This window comes from Mariprofundus micogutta, assembly GCF_001895085.1.
GTDB lineage: Bacteria > Pseudomonadota > Zetaproteobacteria > Mariprofundales > Mariprofundaceae > Mariprofundus > Mariprofundus micogutta.
Window position 1 is genome coordinate 73,266 of sequence record NZ_BDFD01000004.1, and the last position, 18,326, is coordinate 91,591.

An 18,326-nucleotide genomic window follows, 5' to 3' on the forward strand; every position below is an offset into this window, starting at 1 on the left:
GCAATGGATCAGTTGTCTGTTTTCAAGTCAAACATTGGAGTTGAGGACTTTAAATCTTTAACAGGGGTTCAAATTAGCATCACTGCTCAAGCCCGGAAGAGAAATGACTCAATAGGCTTTGCGACGACAATATGACCCAGCCTGATTACATCAGTTTTGATAAATAGAAATTTGTAGTTGTCATGGCTAAGGGAAACCCAAACTCACCTCACGTATTTAGTAATATTATAGCAAATATGACTGGCAGGGTAGTGTCTACCCTACTTGCTATAGTGTTTACTCCGATATATATCAGCTTGCTGGGGATTGAGGCATATGGGCTGATTGGTTTCTATGTTTCATTACAGGCAGCTTTGAGCTTTCTGGAGTTAGGACTAAGCTATACATGCAATCGCGAGTTGGCTAGGTGCTCCGGGCAAGGTAGGCCTGCCTTCCAAAAAATGCTTGATACATTGCGTAGCTTAGAAATTTCGTATTGGTGCATAGCTTTGTTGATTGGTTTTTTACTGTCTTTATCTGCACCAGTGATTGCTTCAGGCTGGCTCGATTCTAGAGAGTTTTCAGCGACATATCTGGAAGACGTTGTGTTGATTATGGCTTGGGTGATTGCAATGAAATGGCCAGTTGGACTCTACTCAGGAGCATTAAGTGGTCTTCAACAGCAAGTGTCGATGAATGTAGCTCTAGTCGTTGTTTCAGTGCTAAACTGGGGAGGGGCAGCATTAATCCTCTGGGCATATGAACCAAGTATCCAGGTTTTCTTTCAGTGGCAATTGCTGGTTGCAATTATTTCAGCTGTATTATTCTTGTGTTTGACATGGTTCCATATGCCAGAAGGCTTTATGCATGGTCATTTTTCATGGAAGTTGATAAAAAGATTGTTGCCATTTACAGCTGGAGTTGCTGCTAACGCGATTATTGGGACAATTTTGTTACAGGCAGATAAGTTGATTCTCAGTGCAATTGTGCCTCTAAAAATATTTGCGTATTATGCTCTGGCATCAATGATGGCTGAGGCCGTTATTTTGTTAGCAGCCCCTATCTCGAATGCGATTTCACCTAGAATGGCTCAGATGGTTGGAGCAAATGTCAAAAAAAGTGTGATGGTTACTTTTTTCCACCTTTCTGCTCAATCGGTTAACGTACTTGTAGTGCCATTAGGTTTGATGCTTGCTGTGTTCTCCTATGAAGTCTTGTATTCGTATACAGGTTCAGTTGAGATTGCAGCTAATGCCTCATTGGCTCTGTCTATTATGGCTGTTGCGAAAATTTTACATGCAAATATGTTGGTTCCATATTCTCTCCAGTTAGCTGTTGGAAGATTAAAACTAACAGTTATTATTAATGCGATCTCACTATGCTTCTTTTTACCACTGGTATTAGTTTTAGCTAAATCATATGGGATGGAAGGCGCAGCTAGTGCATGGTTGTTGGTAACTCTTGGATATGTTTTTATAGGAATGCCACTGATTTTAAAACAGGATCTCCAAGGGCAATGGAAGACATGGATTTTATCAAACATATTTGTACCTGTTTTGCTTATAACTTCCCTCTTGCTGGTATTGAAATTCTTACTGTTCAATAATGAATTCAGCCGTTGGGAATTAGCCGCGATGTTGATTTCAACTGGTTTTATATCAATGGTGGCCATGATAATGGTGTTGCCAGAGGTCCGAAAAATTCTAAAGAAAACCTTGATGAGTAGGGGAGTAATATGAGCTCGGTTCCATTTTTTTCAATACTGATTCCAACAAAGAATCGGCCCCATATCGTTGGGTATGCAATTCAGAGTGTTCTTAATCAGGGTTTTGAGGACTTTGAAATCATCTTGGTTGATAATGATGATAGTAACGCTACTGAAAAAGTTCTGTGTGATTTTGAAGATCCACGCCTCAGGTACTTCAGAACAGGTTCGCTGAATATGGTCGAGAACTGGAGTTTTGCTTTGTCGAAAGCACGAGGTCAGTATGTCACCGTACTCGAAGATAAGCAGGCATATTACCCGAATGCCCTAGAAACTATTGCACAGGTTATCTCTGACAATAACTCTCAAGTAGTTGTGTGGGGGTGGGATGTGTATAATGATAATTTGAACTTGGCATATCAGGCATCCGAAGGTTTCGGTGTCGATACAATACCATCGGTTGATATTCTTCATGCCTATGTGAATGATTTGTCTGGCGTGTGGCGTTGTCTTCCGAGAATGCTCAATTCCTGTGCTTCACATCAATTGATTCATGAAATTAATTCACACCCTCAAGTAGATAACTTTTTCTCACTGCTCTCACCTGACTTATGTGCCGCATTTTACCAGCTAGGTTATACAGAAGAATTGAGTATAATTCAGCAAAACCTTGGTCTTGTCGGATATTTTCAGCTCAGTAATGCAGATCAATCGCTAAAAAAGAAAAAAGATATTTTTGAGTTTTTCGGTAAAGGCGATTATTCAAACATTGTGGTGAATAGCGTGCCGATTAAAGAGACCAAGTTGCTTCATAATTCTGTATATAATGACTATCTACGTGTGCGAAAGAAAATTGATGGGAGACTAAGCAGCTATCAAATGACACCTGAAATATATGCAAAAATGTGTCTGTCTGATTTTGCGAGATTGCCTTACGAAAAAAGAAATAATGAAACATTCAAAGCGATTCTTGAATATATGAAGCAAAATCAAATCCCCAAGGTACCATTGCTGTTAACATATATTAAATGCTATTTAATCAGAAAACTTGGTGAAATAGCTTTGCTATCCAATATGCGAGATCGTCGTAAGAAAAAAACATGGAAGGCTGACAATATCCTTGATGCAACACTGGTTGGGAACAAGAGTTGAATGCAGAACAGGTGAGTGCAAATTCTGAGTTTACTTTGGGTAGACTGGGGAGGGCTTTTTGATGGATGATCCCATCTCAAGACGCTACATAGAAAGTGATTATTTAGAGCATAACCCGGAATGGGATATGGAAGATAGTCCGTGGAAGGCTGGCAAGGTTGCAGCTATGTTGAAGAGATTTGCCATTGAGCCAAAGACTATCTGCGAGGTTGGCTGTGGAGCAGGTGGAGTGCTTGGAGCCATGAAGGGGGATTTCCCAAAGGCTGACTTTACTGGATATGATATTGCTCCAGATGCAGAGAAGTTCTGGGGTGAACTCAGAGATTCGGGCGTGGAATTGAATGTAGGAGATTTCTTCACACTTAACAGTAGGAATTATGATGTAATTCTATTACTGGACGTTCTGGAGCATGTAGCCGATCCACATCAGTTTTTAGTGAAGCTTAGGCCATATGCGGACCATGTAGTCATACATTTTCCGCTAGATCTGTCTGCATTGAGCGTATTGCGTGAAACCCCCCTTTTGCATGTTCGGCGAAAAGTAGGGCATATTCAGTTTTTCACAAAAGGTCTTGCATTGGAGTTGTTGGAAGAGTGCGGGTTGGAAGTGATTGACTGGCAATATACTGATGCTGCTTTTTCTGCTCCACAACGAGGTTTGAAAACTAAGTTGTTTGGCTTGTTGCGAAGGCTAGTTTATATTTTAAACAAAGATATTGGAGCTAGGCTTCTTGGTGGTGAAACTTTGATGGTCTTGGCAAAACCTGAGTGTTAGCCGTTGAATGATGTGATTTTCACAAAAATCCTTTATGCGCCGAATATTCATCAGGGCGGAGGTAGGACTTTGCTGCTACCTTTGCTGGAATCGCTGGAAAATACAGATGGTATATTATTTGTTTTAGATGAAAGACTTATTTTACCAGCAAGTTGGAAGCCAGTGGGCACGTTGCTGATAGTTCACCCTGGGTTTTTCTCCAGACTCAATGTTGAGTTTCAGTTGCGAAAACTATTTACAGCGACTTCGCATGCGTTGTGTATGGGAAACTTGCCGCCGTTGATGGCAGAGGGTGGAAAAACAACTGTTTTTATACAGAATTGTTATCTAATTGATCAGTTGCCATTAACTGGGTTTCCTTCTTTGGTTCGTGCAAGAATTATGATGGAAAGATGGTGGTTGAGATTTCGTGCTGGTTCTATTGATAGGTTTATCGTTCAAACGAACTCAATGGCTTTGCGGTTGAAAAAACACTTGAGTAGAAATGCAGATATTATTCCATTCTTTCAATTGCCTGAAGTTGCTGATTCATCAGTAGCGATAGAGAAAACTCAATACGATTATTTGTATGTGGCTAGCGGTGAACCACATAAAAATCATAAAGTATTAATTCAGGCATGGGTAGATTTGGCTAAGATTGGCCAATTTCCTTCGCTTTGTTTAACTTTGGATCGACATAAATTCTTTGAATTATATGACTGGATTCGGATGAAAACTGATCAGTACGATTTGCACATTAAGTTCAAATATGATTTGTCACAAAATGAAGTAACGCAATTGTATGGTAAGGCTAGAGCCTTGATCTATCCATCATTGTTTGAATCCTTTGGGTTGCCTCTCATTGAAGCTGCCCATGCAGGTTTGCCTGTGTTGGCAGCTGACCTGGATTATGTGCATGATGTTATCATTGCAAGTGCAACGTTTGATCCTAACTCACCACAAGATATTGCATCCGCAGTATCAAAGTTTACTTATAATCCTGCATCTATTCCGAAACCAATGAGTACTCCTGATCAATTCCTATTATCAGTGTTTAAAAAATAATAGTCTTCCCGTGCTATTGATCACATTATCTAATTTATGTTGAATGGACTATACTCATTCAAGGCTAGCGTCGTGTCGGGGAATTAGTGGCTAAATTAATCAAAATAATTGAAAACAATGCTTTTTCAATGGCAATAGCATTCAATATGTTCGCGATGACATTTTTTTTAATCGCATTAAGTGTGACAGGCCATCCTGAGATGGCTGCAGATGTGGGGGTTATACAAGGGGCCTTGTTGGCTGCATTCATGGCATTTTCTGCCAATGCAAGAAACCTGATTCTTGCCAGTAAAACTGATATTGAAATAAAAGAACAGTTTGGATTCCGAGTGGTTTTATTACTACCGCTGGCCGTAGTCGTATTTTTTCTAAGTAATACTATGGTGGAGTCAACAATAGTCGTAACTGTCATGCTGATTCTACGACGCTGTGCAGAATGGATGGCAGAACTTCATATCAGTGAACGGGAAAAATATGGTGACATGCCATATGCGTTCAGATTCATCTTATTTCAGTTTGTAAGTTTAACTTTGTTGATTGCTTCCCCCTTAATAAATGGCGGTCAGGATTTTATTCTGGCACTTGGAATTTGGGCAGCAACCCCCATTCTTCAATCCATGCCATTTTTCATCAGGATGGTGAAATCATCTTCTCTGCCTTCAATGCGTTCATTTTTGCCACATCTTGGCTCAAGCTGGGCAATAGCTATTTCCACTTATATTTTCAGGGTGCTTATTATCTTAATGGCAGGGAGAGTTGTGGGAGGGATGTTGATTTCTGCGTATGCCATTGGGGGTATGCTAAACGCAGTTTATACATATGCTATAGGTCCAAGTCAGGCCTTGAAAGCCAAATCAAGCAGCAATGCCGTACCTGATGCTTTGCGATTGACCGTAATCATATTACTTGCTGTAGGGTTCTGTGTAATTATTAGTGCATTTACCCTTGATTGGATTGATGAAACAAAGCTATTTATCCAAACAATAGGGTTTTCGTTTATGGGTGGTGGTCTAATGATTCTAGCCCAGCATCACCGCATTCACATGTTGCAAATCCTTAAAATTAGTGCATTCGTCCCGGATGTCCTCTCGAATGTATTGCTGATTGCCACGATACCGTTTATTTATTTTTTACTTGGCGTGGAGTCACTATCTGCTCTGTTTTTCTGGAGTGGAATACTTGCATATGTTTTCTATGCGCTGTCACCTGCTATTACCCATTGGACTGATAGAAATCAGGATCGAGAAAATGGATATAAATTGACACGGTTGCATCATCATTCGAGGCAGGCTTGGTTACTGTTTTTAATGTTTATACCTGTATTTTTTCAGCTGAGTGGTCGTATTTTCAATTCTCCAGTGATGTTGTTTGATGCAAAGGGTATGTTGTTTGACCTTCCATTGCCTATAGCGGCAATAGTTTGCTTTGTCGCAATTGCCCTATTGGTTAACTTTGATCGTGTTCGGCTCTCGGTAAGCGTTTTATTTGTTGTTTTCACCTGCATGTTATTGACCTCGGTTATTGCTTTCAATCTTGCTGATGTAGAGCAGAATGTAGGAAAGTTCATATTGTTAATGCAATACATATTACCCCTTTTTGCTTTAGTGCTGGGGCAGAGTTATGTGCAGCCGGAAAATAGTAGCTATCGGTTTGAAGCTATATTTTTATATATCTTGGCTGTAGTGGTTCCCTTGCAACTTTTAGCTACGCTACTTCAAGGCCACAATATTTTAACGCCCTATCTTTATGTGATAAGTATTTACCAGCATTTAGATTATGTCCCGGTGATATTTGTGAGTGGATATTTGCTTGCTTTGTACTCTGAGTTTGATGAGCCAAGTTTGCGCAAGGTGCTGTTATGGCTTTCTCCTTTTATGGGTGTGTATGTAATTTATTCAGATTCGCTGGGCGCAATTACACTATTGTTCGTAGGCGGAACTTTGGCCCCTTTTGTTCTTTCAAAGCTAAATACTTCAAAGTTGGCTATTGGATTCGTATTTGTATCACTGTTAGTTGCATTCATAGCCCGGCCGGATTCAAATTTACAGGGAGTAACTGCTTCCATAGAACAAGCTGGAATTAATAATGAGACGGAGATGGATGGTAGATTAAAACACTGGGAATTGTATACCAAAGGTATTACAGAGGACTTTCCAACTTTCTTGTTTGGTCATAGCCAGCAACCTGATCAGCTGGAAGTCAGGAGTGCTTATAATTACTACCTGGGATTAATTTATAACTTTGGTTTTATGGCTTTAATACCACTTGGATCTTTAATAATTTTTACAGTGATTAAGCTTTACAATAAGCGCAAGGATCCTGCACTTTCATCTTCTTCCCTTGCTTTAGCGGGACTGGTACTGTTTTTCCTGTTGATAGAAAATTCTTTTAATGTTTCTTTGCGGCAGCCATATCCTGGAATTATAATATTCTTTATATGGGGAGTTCTGCTTAGTAGATTATCGGAAGCGGGTAACGGTAATTTGAAACTCTCAAAAAAAATGGATGTACAGTGAAGATGAATCTTCATTTTGGAGCTGTTACGCCGTATAAATTGTTCATATTTCTAATCGTGGGCTCCATCTGTGCTTTATCCATTAAAGCATTTCTACAGTATTCTGGGCAAGGATACGTGTATATTCTTTTTACAATTGTTTCGAATTTGTTACTGTATTTTGGGTTTAGAAAAAAAGCCATTTTTTTTGATACGTTTATTGGCTTGTTATTGTGGCTCGGGTTCTGGCTAAAGAGTTCGGTTCGCATTGCCTTTCTGGATGGTGTGTTCAGACAACCGACTGGGATGTTTGATGGCTCGCCGGCCGCATTTGACCAGGCCTTGTTGATCTCTGCCTGTGGTCTATCAGGCTTCTTGCTTGCAAGTATAATCAGAGAAAGGTTTATTTTTAATTATCCGGATAAGATGAACGCTGTATCTATGCGTGGCTTGTTTGCATTTTATCAGATGTATCGAAACTATATTCTAACGGCCTTCGTCTGTGTAGTTGTGTTAGTAGCAGTTTCGAACGTTTTCTTCGGCATATACCAACGTGGAGAGGTGCCAAGGACTGTGCTTCCATTTGGTTTGAGTGGCATCTATACTTGGTTGTTGCTGTTTGGCTTAGCCTCAGTTTCAGCTTTAATGCTTCATTTTGAATTTGCATTGAAAAAGAGTACAAGCCTGTTGATTGCCATGCTGGCCTTGCTGGAAACATTTCTAAGTAATGTTTCCATGCTGAGTAGAGGTATGATACTCAATGGTGGCGCATTGTTTTACGGTGCTCTTCGAAGCCTTCGAATCTACTCGACAACCTCTAATATTCGCACGCTTTTGATAGTTGCGGCGATATTTGGAATTCTATTTGTATCCTCCGTTTTCGTGGTGAATCACTTACGAGCCGGTCAGGAAATAGCTAATATCACTGTAGATAAGGTGGTTGAGAATAATAGTTCAAATAAATTGGCAGATTTGATTCTTGATCGCTGGGTTGGAATAGAAGGTGTTATGGCTGTGGCTAGTAGTTCTTCGATGGGGTGGGATCTGTGGGGTACGGCCTGGGATGAGAAGTTCGATGTGAATCAAACTAGTTTTTTTGACAAGGAATTGATTACATCACCATACAGGAATATGGATACGTCCAAACACCATTATGTTTCATTGCCTGGAATTATCGCCTTTTGTTTCTATCCTGGATCCTATCTGTTTCTGTTTATAAGCATTGTGCTGGCAGGTTTATTTGCAGCGTTTGTGGAGCTGTCTGCCTATAAAATGGGTGGCAGGAATGTGATTCTTTGTGCTCTGATAGCCCAGGTTATAGCCTATCGTTATATGAGTTTTGGCTACGTTCCTGCGCGAAGCTATATGCTGTTCGGCACCATTTATCTGAATCTGGTGATCATATTTGTTGCTGAAAAGATAGCGCAGTATATGTGTGATAGAAAAAGCCGATGAATATTCTGATCGTTTCCCACTATTTCTGGCCTGAACAGTTTCGAATCAATGATCTGGCGCAGGCGTTAAAACAACGTGGGCATGATGTTTCCGTACTTACCGGCATGCCGAATTACCCGACAGGTAAACTGTTTGAGGGGTATAGCTGGTGGAAGAAACGCTATGACAAGATGAATGGGATTCCCGTTTATCGCACGCCTATGTTTCTGAGAAGGGAGGGGCGCGGCTGGCAGCTGGCATTGAATTACCTCTCATTTGTGCTCTTTGGCTCTCTGTTAGCTCCGTGGTATTTTAGAAAACAAAACTTCGATGTTATTTTTGTTTATGAGCCGTCGCCATTTACAGTTGCTATTCCTGGCATGTTGCTGCGCCGATTGAAAAAAACGCCGATGTTGTTCTGGGTGCAGGACCTCTGGCCGGAAAGTCTTTCAGCTGCCGGCGCGGTAAATTCGCCAGCTATATTGAACGCTGTTGCTAGCATGGTGCGTTGGATATACAGCCATTGCGATAAGGTGCTGGTGCAATCACAGGCTTTTGTGAAACCTGCGGTGCGAGCAGGTGCAGTGCTGGAGGATACATTGTATTATCCAAACTGGGCAGAATCATTTTACCGGCCGTTGCCAGTCTCTGAGATAAAGCTGCAAGACATCGCTGTTCCGGAAGGATTTCGGGTAATGTTTGCCGGGAACCTGGGTGAAGCGCAAGCGCTGGAAACTATTCTTGGTTCAGCTGAAAGGTTAAAACATGAGGCTGCCATCCAATGGGTTATTGTTGGGGATGGTCGGCGGGCAGAATGGATGCGCCAGGAGGTGAAACGGTTGAATCTTGGAGGTACGGTTACTTTTCTCGGTTCTTATCCAGCCGAAAAGATGCCTCATTTCTTTGCAAAGGCGGATGCGCTATTGGTTACCCTGAAGGCTGATGAAGTCTTTGCACAGACTATCCCGAGCAAAGTGCAGACATATATGGCCTGTGCCAAGCCTGTTGTGGCTGCATTGAACGGTGAGGGAGCCAGAGTTATTCAGGATGCCGGTGCAGGGCTTGCAGTTGGCGCTGAGGATGAGGAGGCTTTGGCGGATGCGGTGCTTGAGCTATATCGTATGCCAGTGAGTGCTCGTGAAGCTATGGGTTGTTCTGCAAGAACCTATTATGAAAGTGAATTCGAGCGTGATATGCTGGTGAAACGTCTTGAAGGATGGATGCAGCAGTTGGTAAAGGAGAATAAGTGAAAATTCTGATACTTGGCGGTGATGGGATGCTGGGCCACCAGCTACTGAAATCATGGAGCGATCGCCATGAAGTTTGCGTAACCCTGAGAGGGGAAAGTCGAAGTTATGATCACTATGGATTGTTTCATGATACCAATTCCTTTTATGGTGTGGATGTCCGCGACTTCAATACAATTGAACAAACGGTCAGCAAATTCCAGCCAGATGCTATTGTGAATGCAGTAGGTATCGTCAAGCAGCGTGCAGAAGCACAGGATGCAATTATAAGTCTTGAGGTTAATTCATTGCTGCCGCACCGTTTGAGCCAGCTGTGTGGAGAGGTCGGTGCCCGGTTGATCCATATGAGTACGGATTGTGTGTTTTCCGGCTTAAAAGGCATGTATACCGAGAATGATCTGGAAGATGCCTCAGATTTATACGGACGAAGTAAACTCCTTGGTGAAGTTCATGATGTGCAGGCAGTTACGCTACGTACATCAATTATAGGCTTGGAGCTGGCACGAAACAAAAGCCTGATTGAATGGTTTCTGGCTCAAAGTGGTCAGGTCAATGGTTTTTCTCGAGCGATTTATAGCGGTTTTACTACTATGGAGATGGCAAGAATCATTGAAAACGTGTTGCTTGAACACAAAGCCTTGTCAGGCTTATGGCATGTAGCCAGCGACCCGATTAATAAGTTTGAATTATTATCGAAACTGTCTGAGTTTATGGGCAGAGCAGATATTAGATTGCTAGAAGATGCCAATTTCTGTTGCGAACGCAGTCTGGATGCATCAAAATTTAACAAAGAAACTGGATATCGGCCACCGTCATGGGATGAGATGCTATCGGAACAGGCAGTGCAGATACGGGAGAGATCTGAATGAATTTGCAGGGTAAAAGCGTATTGGTGACTGGCGGCACTGGCTCTTTGGGCAAGGTCCTGGTTCGACGCCTACTCTCAGGAGAGATGGGGACACCGAAGAAGGTGATAGTGATGAGCCGTGACGAGGGTAAACAGCATGATATGCGCATGGCTTATCTCCATAAAACGGTGACGACTGATGAGGTTATTTTCAATAATTTCCAGCAGGCTCTGGAGTTCCGTATCGGTGACGTTCGCGATTTCGGCGATGTCTGCTCGGCAGTGAAAAGTGCTGATGTGGTGATCAATGCAGCAGCATTGAAACAGGTTCCGACCTGTGAATATTTTCCCGACCAGGCCGTCCTGACAAACTGTATCGGTGCTATGAACATAGTGCGGGCAATTCGTGAAAATGATTATCCTGTTGATACCGTTGTCGGCATCAGTACTGACAAAGCGGCCAAACCTGTGAATGTCATGGGCATGACTAAGGCAATCCAGGAGCGCATTTTTACCTCTGCCAATGTGTTGAATCCGGATACGCGTTTTATATGCGTACGTTACGGTAATGTGCTGGCATCGCGAGGCTCTGTGATCCCTCTTTTCCATGATCAGATCGCCAATGGCGGACCAGTGACAGTAACAGTACCGGATATGACCCGTTTTCTACTGACTCTCGATCAGGCCGTTGATACGGTATTTGCGGCTCTTGCCACGGCAAAGGCGGGTGAGACTCTGGTTCCAGATGCTCCAGCCGCGACAGTTATTAATATCGCCAAAGCGCTGATCGGTGATTCTGATATTGAGATCAAGGTAACAGGCATCCGACCAGGCGAAAAAATGCATGAGATTATGGTATCCGAAGAGGAGTGTTTTCATACCTCCCGCCGTGGTGACTACTACGCGATTCGTCCGATGCTGCCAGAACTGAGTCCTGAACATGAGCCGAGTGCTTTGACCAAGGAGTTTAGTTCTGAAGATACTGTGCTTGATTTTGATGGAACGCTGGCGTTACTAAAAAAACATAATCTGATTCCCGGTACGGTCAAATTAGCTGAGGGCGGAGAGTTGCTGGCATGATGAAGGTGATGACAATAGTCGGCACACGTCCGGAGCTGATCAAACTGTCACGGGTGATAGCGGAATTGGATCGCTGTTTTGACCATGTTTTGGTTCATACCGGCCAGAATTATGATGATGAGCTGAACCGTGTTTTCTTTGAGGATCTTGAAATCAGGAAACCTGACCATTATCTGGATGCGGCCGCTGAAACAGCTGCCAGCACTATTGCACAGGTGATAGAGAAATCAGATCGGGTCATTGCACTTGAAAAACCAGATGCGATTTTGTTATATGGTGATACCAATAGCTGTATGGCTGCCATAGTAGCCAAGCGTAGAAAAGTTCCGGTTTTCCATATGGAAGCAGGAAACCGTTGCTTTGATGATCGTGTTCCGGAAGAAATTAACCGTCGTATCGTTGACCATATAAGCGATATCAATATGCCGTTGACCGAACATGCCCGTAACTATCTTGTTTCCGAAGGCATTCGGCCTGAAACAATTATCAAAACCGGCTCCTGCATGCAGGAAGTGCTGGAGTATTACGCGCCGAAGATAGATGGTTCAGGTATTCTTGGCAGACTGGAATTGAAGGCTGGAGAGTATTTTCTTGTCAGCGCCCACAGGGAAGAGAATGTCGATACCCCTGAGCGTTTGACTGGCTTGCTTGAATCCCTGAATGCACTGGCCCAATCCTACGATATGCCGATCATTTTTTCTGTCCATCCGCGGACACGCAAGCGTCTTGATGAATTGGCCCATGGCAATATAGATGCACGTATCCAATTTATGAAAGCGATGGGATTTCTCGATTATATCTATCTGCAGAAGCAGTCTAAATGTGTGGTTTCTGATAGTGGAACCATTGCAGAAGAGAGTTCACTGTTAGACTTTCCTGCAGTTACCATTCGTCAGGCCCATGAACGGCCAGAAGGAATGGACCAGGGGACGCTAGTCATGTCTGATGTTGTTCCTGGCAGATTAATCGATGCTGTCGCACTCGTCCTGGATCAGCATGACAGAGATGAGATGGTAGCTGTAGTCCCAGATTATCAAGGCGGTAATGTTTCTGTTCAGGTGGCAAGAGTGATCCAGAGTTACACCGATTATATCCGGCGGACTGTCTGGCGCGAGTCTTGAGTTGAAAGCGGTTCTGGTAACCGGGGCGACGGGGTTCATCGGCCAAAGTTTGTGCAGGGCTTTGCTAGAAAAACATATCGATTTGCATGTGTTGGGGCGCACGGTCCCGAATGTTGATGCTCAGTTTCACCTGTGGGATATGCAGGAAGCCCTTGATGAGTCAGTTCTATCCGGCATTGATACAGTCTTTCACCTGGCGGGAAAAGCACATGCACTGGCTGAGACAAAACAGAGCGCGGATGAATATTTTCGCATTAATACAGTGGCAACAGAAAAGCTCTTGCAAGTTTGTAAACAAAATGGGATCAAAAGATTTATCTATTTTAGCAGCGTAAAAGCTGTAGGTGATAGTCAGAATATAATGGACGAAACTATTGTTTCAGCAGCTGTTACGCCATATGGACAGTCAAAAAGAGCCTCAGAAAAGCTGGTTCTGGAAGGTGGCTATGTGCCGCACCCGGTAGTGATCAGGCCCTCTATGGTTTATGGTAATACGGAGAAGGGGAACCTTCCAAAAATGATTCAAGCTATTCGAGATGGCAAATTTCCTCCTCTGCCTGAAGTACATAACTCCCGTTCCATGGTGCATGTTGAAGATGTGGTGAAAGCAGCTTTGCTCTCAGCTGAATGTGCTGAGGCGGAAGGTCAAATATACATTGTTACTGATGGAAAAGCCTACTCTACGCGCCAGATGTATGAGTGGATATGTCATGCGTTGCATAAGCCCGTACCCGCCTGGGGCATGCCTCTTTTTGTACTGAACCTGTTGGCAAAGGTTGGTGATGCTATTGGAACTATGCGTGGGAAAAGATTTGTTTTCGATTCTGATGCTTTGGAGAAATTAATCGGATCAGCAGAATACTCTTCCGAAAAGATTGAACAGCAGTTGGGTTATAAAGCAGAGAGAAATTTACAAGAGGCATTGCCGGAAATCATCAGATACCTCGGGGCTACAGGATGATTCTGTTGCTCTCATTTGGTTTGTCATTGATGCTCTGCCTGCTTCTATTATCACGCCACTCACCGTTAAAGATTTTTGATTCACCAAATGACCGTTCGTTGCATGAAATACCGACCCCCCGCACTGGTGGTGTCGCCATCATTCTGGCCACTTTCGCAGCATGGGTAATTCAATCCTGGTTGTATGAGATGCCGGAAACGATGGGGTGGATCTCTGTCGCAGCGATACTTGTGGCCGGGATATCATTTGTTGATGACTTGAAAGAGCTCTCCCCGCTAATACGTATTTTGGTGCATGCATTGGCTGCAAGCGTGTTGATCGCTGGTGGTTTACTTGTATTTGATGGTGTGACAGGGATGTTGTTCACATGGTTTGCCATAGTCTGGATGCTAAATCTTTATAATTTTATGGATGGAATGGATGGTTTTGCCGGAGGTATGACGTTATTTGGCTTCGGGTTTCTTGCTGGTGCCGGCTGGCTACAGGGAGCGAATGAATATGCAGAGTATGCTGCATTGGTTGGTGCAGCGGCTCTCGGCTTTCTATGCGTGAATTTTCCACCTGCAAAAATTTTCATGGGAGATCTGGGTTCTGCTACTCTTGGGTTGCTCGCAGCTGCATTCAGCCTGTGGGGGATTCAGAGTGAAATATTTATATGGTGGTTCCCGCTACTGGTTTTTTCACCTTTTGTTACTGATGCAACGGTGACTCTGATTCGGAGAATTCTAAATCGTGAGCGGATCTGGGAAGCTCATCGCTCTCATTACTACCAGAGGCTGGTACAAGCTGGCTGGGGGCATAAGAAGACGGTTCTGGCTGAATATGGAGTGATGATATTGTGCGGGGGGTCTGCTCTAGCAGCACTGCATTATGATAATACTGTGCTTACTGCGTGTTTGCTGGCCGGATGGAGTCTGATCTATTTATTGATAGCAGGGTGGATTCACCGCCATGAGTCCGGATTCTCTGAATGAGGATGCCAGCTATAATTACTTTTTTTCTCTGTGTTTCAGCGCTGTTGTTTCCATTCTCAGTTGCAGCTACAAATGCTGCTCTTGGCGTGTTTCTGGGGCTAGGTATTGTTTCAGGGCTTTGGTGGCAGGGGGCAAAACATTGCTGGGAAAACTACAGGCTATTGAGTGTCATTCTAAGTGCTTATCTGATTCTGGTTGTGTTTGGTTTGTTGTGGACTCTGGACTTCAGGTGGGGTTTGCATGTGTTGGGCAGGCACTGGTTCTGGCTGTTGTTACCAGTTGCCGTTTCTATTCTTGGCGAGACCAAAGCGAGAAGATTATTTCTTCTTTCATTGTCATCAGGATTAACACTGAATCTGGTTTATTGTGTGATGCAGATGTATGGATATGTTGAGGTGACAACTGGTGGATCAAATGCTGAAGATGCTACTGGTCATATTGGCCACATTGGCTTTGGACTTGTCTACGGCATATGGGCTGCCTGGTTATTACACCTGGGGCTGATTCGGGAGGGGCGACTACGCCTGATCTTCTGGGGGCTAGCAGCTTGGTCGTATGTCATGGTGTTTTCTGCGCAGGGGCGTAGTGGTTATCTCATTGCTATTGCCCTGATGTTATGCGTGCTTTACAAATGGGTTTTCGACTTGAAAAGCTGGAAGGTCATTATCCCTGTCTCGGTTGGTTGTTTGATTGTTGTGCTAGCGATTGGTATTGGACCAGGAAAAGAGCGCCTGCAAGGGACGTGGCAGGCATTGACTCAGAAGCATGAGCTGAAATCGGCTAGTTCGCTTGATAATACCGATTATGCTTTTCTGGCGACTCTCGAACGTTTTTACATGTGGAAAACAAGTATTGAAATCTGGCAAAAACAACCTTTGCTTGGTGTAGGGACTGGCGGTTTGCCGCATGCAGTTAGTGACCTGAAAAGCGGCTTTCGTTTGACTGAAAATATTACTGTTGCTGAATCTTTCGCACATCCCCACAATCAATATATTCTTAATTTGACGCGATGGGGGCCGGCTGGAGTTATATTGCTTCTTGCCTTATTGTCAGTCTGGATGAGAGAAGGGTTTAAGGTAGACTGGCAACACTCTGTTGTTGCCCCTCTAAGTACCTTATCTGGGTTGGCTCTGGCGCTGCATGCCTTGTCATCCTCCAGTATGGAAGAACATTTTTCTGCTATACTAGCTGTACTACTGCTGGCAACAGCAATGTCAGTAAGTAGTGAGAACTCTAGAAGCACAGGGGGAAGTGATGAAATTTAAACAAATCTTAGCGTCATTTTTTCTTGCCATCATGATGATAAGCACACCGGTTTTCGCTGGTGATCATATGGTAGACATCAATAGTGCAACAGCTGAACAACTTCAGGAAGTCAAGGGCATTGGGGATAAAACAGCCATGGCAATCGTCGCATATCGCAATAAACATGGAGCATATAAAAAAGTTGGTGATTTACTGCATGTGAAAGGTATCGGCGAGAAAAAACTGGCCAAAATAAAAGATTCACTGACCATTGGTAATCAGGACGATTAACACCACGAATTAAATGAAAATGAAAAATGGCGTGGCAACTCAGGATAGATGATTGCCGCGCCTTCTTTTTTGTGAAGCATGGCAAGCCATGGGTAAGATCAAGCTATTACAAAACAGTCTGCTGGTTATGATCCACGATCTTGCGTGGATACCGCTTGCAGTTTGGCTGGCATTCTGGCTGCGCTTTAATCTTGATGTTATCCCAGTTGAATATGTCAGGCCCCTGCAAGTTCTGATTATTATCAGTCTGCCGCTCCAAGCTGTAACTTTCTGGTTTTTTGGTCTATACCGGGGCATCTGGCGCTTTGCTTCGATTCCGGATCTGTTACGTATTCTCAAGGCTGTTCTTATTGGAGCATTACTGTGTTTTATTGCCCTGTTTGTCTGGCAGCGCATGGAGGGAATACCTCGTTCTGTTCTACTGCTATACCCCTCAATTCTCATTATAGGGTTGGCTGTTCCAAGGTTGGTTTACCGCTGGCTTAAGGACAGAAACCTGAATATCACAACGTTTTCTCGTAAACGTGCATTGTTGGTTGGAGCTGGTCAGGCAGGAGAATTGTTGGTTCGTGATCTTTTGAAAAACGGGCCTTATCAGCCTGTCGGGTTTCTTGATGACTCCCAGCGAAGGCAGGGTCAGGAGATTCATGGTGTCAGGGTAGTTGGTAGTCTCTCGACTATCGAAAAAACAATTCAAAACTTCGGCGTGGAAGTTGTCTTGCTGGCCATGCCTTCTGCACCACACCAGGTCATTCAATCCGTATTAAGTAAGTGTCAAAAACATGCGATTCCTTGCCGGACTTTACCATCTGTATCTGATCTGGCGGACGGCAAGGTTGAGGTATCACGTCTTCGTAAGGTACAGATTGAAGACCTGCTGGGGCGTGAAGCTGTTGAACTGGACCAGTCAGGTATCCATGACCTTCTCGCTGCTCAGGTTGTTCTCGTGACAGGGGCAGGTGGCTCCATCGGATCGGAGCTGTGCAGGCAAGTATTGCGCTACAACCCGACTAAGCTGATTCTGCTCGATCATGGCGAATTCAATTTGTATACGATTGATAAAGAGCTTTCATCTGTTGGTACGGCTGATCATGTAAAGATGCACGCCGTGCTGGGTGATATAAGAGATGTATCGAGAATGCGCTGGCTGTTTGAACATTTCAGACCGGATGTGGTGTTTAATGCCGCTGCTTATAAACATGTGCCGTTGGTTGAAGGTAATCCGGCTGAAGGAGTGAAAACAAATGTGTTGGGGACATGCCAGATTGCCGATCTGGCGGTTGAGTTCGGTGTAAAGAAATTTCTTCAGGTCTCTACCGATAAAGCTGTAAATCCGACCAATGTGATGGGTACGACCAAACGAACTGCTGAAATCTATTGCCAGAACTTGAATCTTCGAACGGACTCAACTGCATTTGTTACCACCCGTTTTGGAAATGTGCTGGGCTCAGCCGGATCCGTAGTACCTCTGTTTCGCAGCCAGATTGAAGCCGGTGGACCAATTACAGTTACGCATCCTGAGATCACCCGTTACTTCATGACCATCCCCGAAGCGGTGAGTCTGATTCTTCAGGCGGCAACGATGGGGCAGGGTGGTGAGATATTTGTGCTCGATATGGGCGAACCCGTGAAAGTTGTTGAACTGGCTGAGCAGATGATTCGGCTTACTGGCTTTGAGCCGGGCAGAGATATCGAGATTCAATTCACCGGTTTGCGGCCAGGCGAAAAACTGTATGAAGAGCTGTTCCATGAGTCTGAGGTTTTGCAGCCAACATCGCATCCGAAGATTCTTCTTTCAGCAAGCCGGGAAGTAGACTGGCAACAGATCCAGCATGTGCTGGTTAATCTGGGCGAGTCATGTGCCAGCCGCGATGTGAACAGGTTGTATCGGGAGTTGAAAGTGCTTGTGCCGGAATTTGTTTCTGATTCTCTTGAAAAGAGTCACGGGAAAGCCATTTCCGATATTTCCAGCTGAGA

At 43.9% G+C, this 18,326-nt stretch carries 15 protein-coding genes; all 15 read left to right on the forward strand.

Annotated elements, in window-relative coordinates:
- The first annotated feature begins 182 nt into the window (after positions 1-182).
- Positions 183-1,718: an oligosaccharide flippase family protein gene (locus MMIC_RS03540; protein WP_072659077.1), complete on the forward strand. Its 1,536-nt coding sequence runs from the start codon at positions 183-185 to the stop codon at positions 1,716-1,718.
- Complete coding sequence (locus MMIC_RS03545) at positions 1,715-2,836, forward strand: glycosyltransferase family 2 protein (protein ID WP_072659078.1); 1,122 nt, start codon at positions 1,715-1,717, stop codon at positions 2,834-2,836. Before MMIC_RS03540 ends, MMIC_RS03545 begins: the two co-directional genes overlap by 4 nt.
- Before the next feature lie 61 nt (positions 2,837-2,897).
- Positions 2,898-3,611 (forward strand): class I SAM-dependent methyltransferase, encoded by a 714-nt coding sequence (locus tag MMIC_RS03550; RefSeq protein WP_072659079.1) that lies wholly within the window; start codon positions 2,898-2,900, stop codon positions 3,609-3,611.
- A 12-nt stretch (positions 3,612-3,623) separates the two neighbouring features.
- Positions 3,624-4,655: a glycosyltransferase gene (locus MMIC_RS03555; protein WP_227819339.1), complete on the forward strand. Its 1,032-nt coding sequence runs from the start codon at positions 3,624-3,626 to the stop codon at positions 4,653-4,655.
- A gap of 86 nt (positions 4,656-4,741) precedes the next feature.
- Positions 4,742-7,171 carry a hypothetical protein gene (locus MMIC_RS03560; protein WP_072659081.1) on the forward strand — a complete coding sequence of 810 codons (2,430 nt, stop codon included), beginning with the start codon at positions 4,742-4,744 and terminating at the stop codon, positions 7,169-7,171.
- A 56-nt stretch (positions 7,172-7,227) separates the two neighbouring features.
- Positions 7,228-8,604 carry a hypothetical protein gene (locus MMIC_RS03565; protein ID WP_227819328.1) on the forward strand — a complete coding sequence of 459 codons (1,377 nt, stop codon included), beginning with the start codon at positions 7,228-7,230 and terminating at the stop codon, positions 8,602-8,604.
- The gene (locus MMIC_RS03570) at positions 8,601-9,833 is read left to right on the forward strand and encodes a glycosyltransferase family 4 protein (RefSeq protein WP_072659083.1); all 1,233 of its coding nucleotides are present in this window, start codon (positions 8,601-8,603) and stop codon (positions 9,831-9,833) included. Before MMIC_RS03565 ends, MMIC_RS03570 begins: the two co-directional genes overlap by 4 nt.
- Positions 9,830-10,699 carry a dTDP-4-dehydrorhamnose reductase family protein gene (locus MMIC_RS03575; protein WP_072659084.1) on the forward strand — a complete coding sequence of 290 codons (870 nt, stop codon included), beginning with the start codon at positions 9,830-9,832 and terminating at the stop codon, positions 10,697-10,699. The genes MMIC_RS03570 and MMIC_RS03575 overlap by 4 nt, the downstream gene beginning before the upstream one ends.
- Positions 10,696-11,757 (forward strand): polysaccharide biosynthesis protein, encoded by a 1,062-nt coding sequence (locus MMIC_RS03580; RefSeq protein WP_072659085.1) that lies wholly within the window; start codon positions 10,696-10,698, stop codon positions 11,755-11,757. The genes MMIC_RS03575 and MMIC_RS03580 overlap by 4 nt, the downstream gene beginning before the upstream one ends.
- The gene (gene wecB, locus MMIC_RS03585; protein WP_072659086.1) at positions 11,754-12,878 is read left to right on the forward strand and encodes a non-hydrolyzing UDP-N-acetylglucosamine 2-epimerase; all 1,125 of its coding nucleotides are present in this window, start codon (positions 11,754-11,756) and stop codon (positions 12,876-12,878) included. The genes MMIC_RS03580 and wecB overlap by 4 nt, the downstream gene beginning before the upstream one ends.
- A gap of 1 nt (position 12,879) precedes the next feature.
- Complete coding sequence (locus tag MMIC_RS03590; RefSeq protein ID WP_083530419.1) at positions 12,880-13,839, forward strand: NAD-dependent epimerase/dehydratase family protein; 960 nt, start codon at positions 12,880-12,882, stop codon at positions 13,837-13,839.
- Positions 13,836-14,813, forward strand: a complete 978-nt coding sequence (locus tag MMIC_RS03595) for an MraY family glycosyltransferase (RefSeq protein ID WP_072659087.1) — start codon at positions 13,836-13,838, stop codon at positions 14,811-14,813. Before MMIC_RS03590 ends, MMIC_RS03595 begins: the two co-directional genes overlap by 4 nt.
- Positions 14,814-15,055: 242 nt before the next feature.
- On the forward strand, positions 15,056-16,078 hold the full coding sequence (locus tag MMIC_RS03600) for an O-antigen ligase family protein (protein WP_227819340.1): 1,023 nt from the start codon (positions 15,056-15,058) through the stop codon (positions 16,076-16,078).
- Complete coding sequence (locus MMIC_RS03605) at positions 16,068-16,349, forward strand: ComEA family DNA-binding protein (RefSeq protein WP_072659089.1); 282 nt, start codon at positions 16,068-16,070, stop codon at positions 16,347-16,349. Before MMIC_RS03600 ends, MMIC_RS03605 begins: the two co-directional genes overlap by 11 nt.
- A 52-nt stretch (positions 16,350-16,401) precedes the next feature.
- Positions 16,402-18,324, forward strand: coding sequence for a polysaccharide biosynthesis protein (locus MMIC_RS03610; RefSeq protein WP_227819329.1), 1,923 nt, complete (start codon positions 16,402-16,404; stop codon positions 18,322-18,324).
- Positions 18,325-18,326 lie beyond the last annotated feature (2 nt).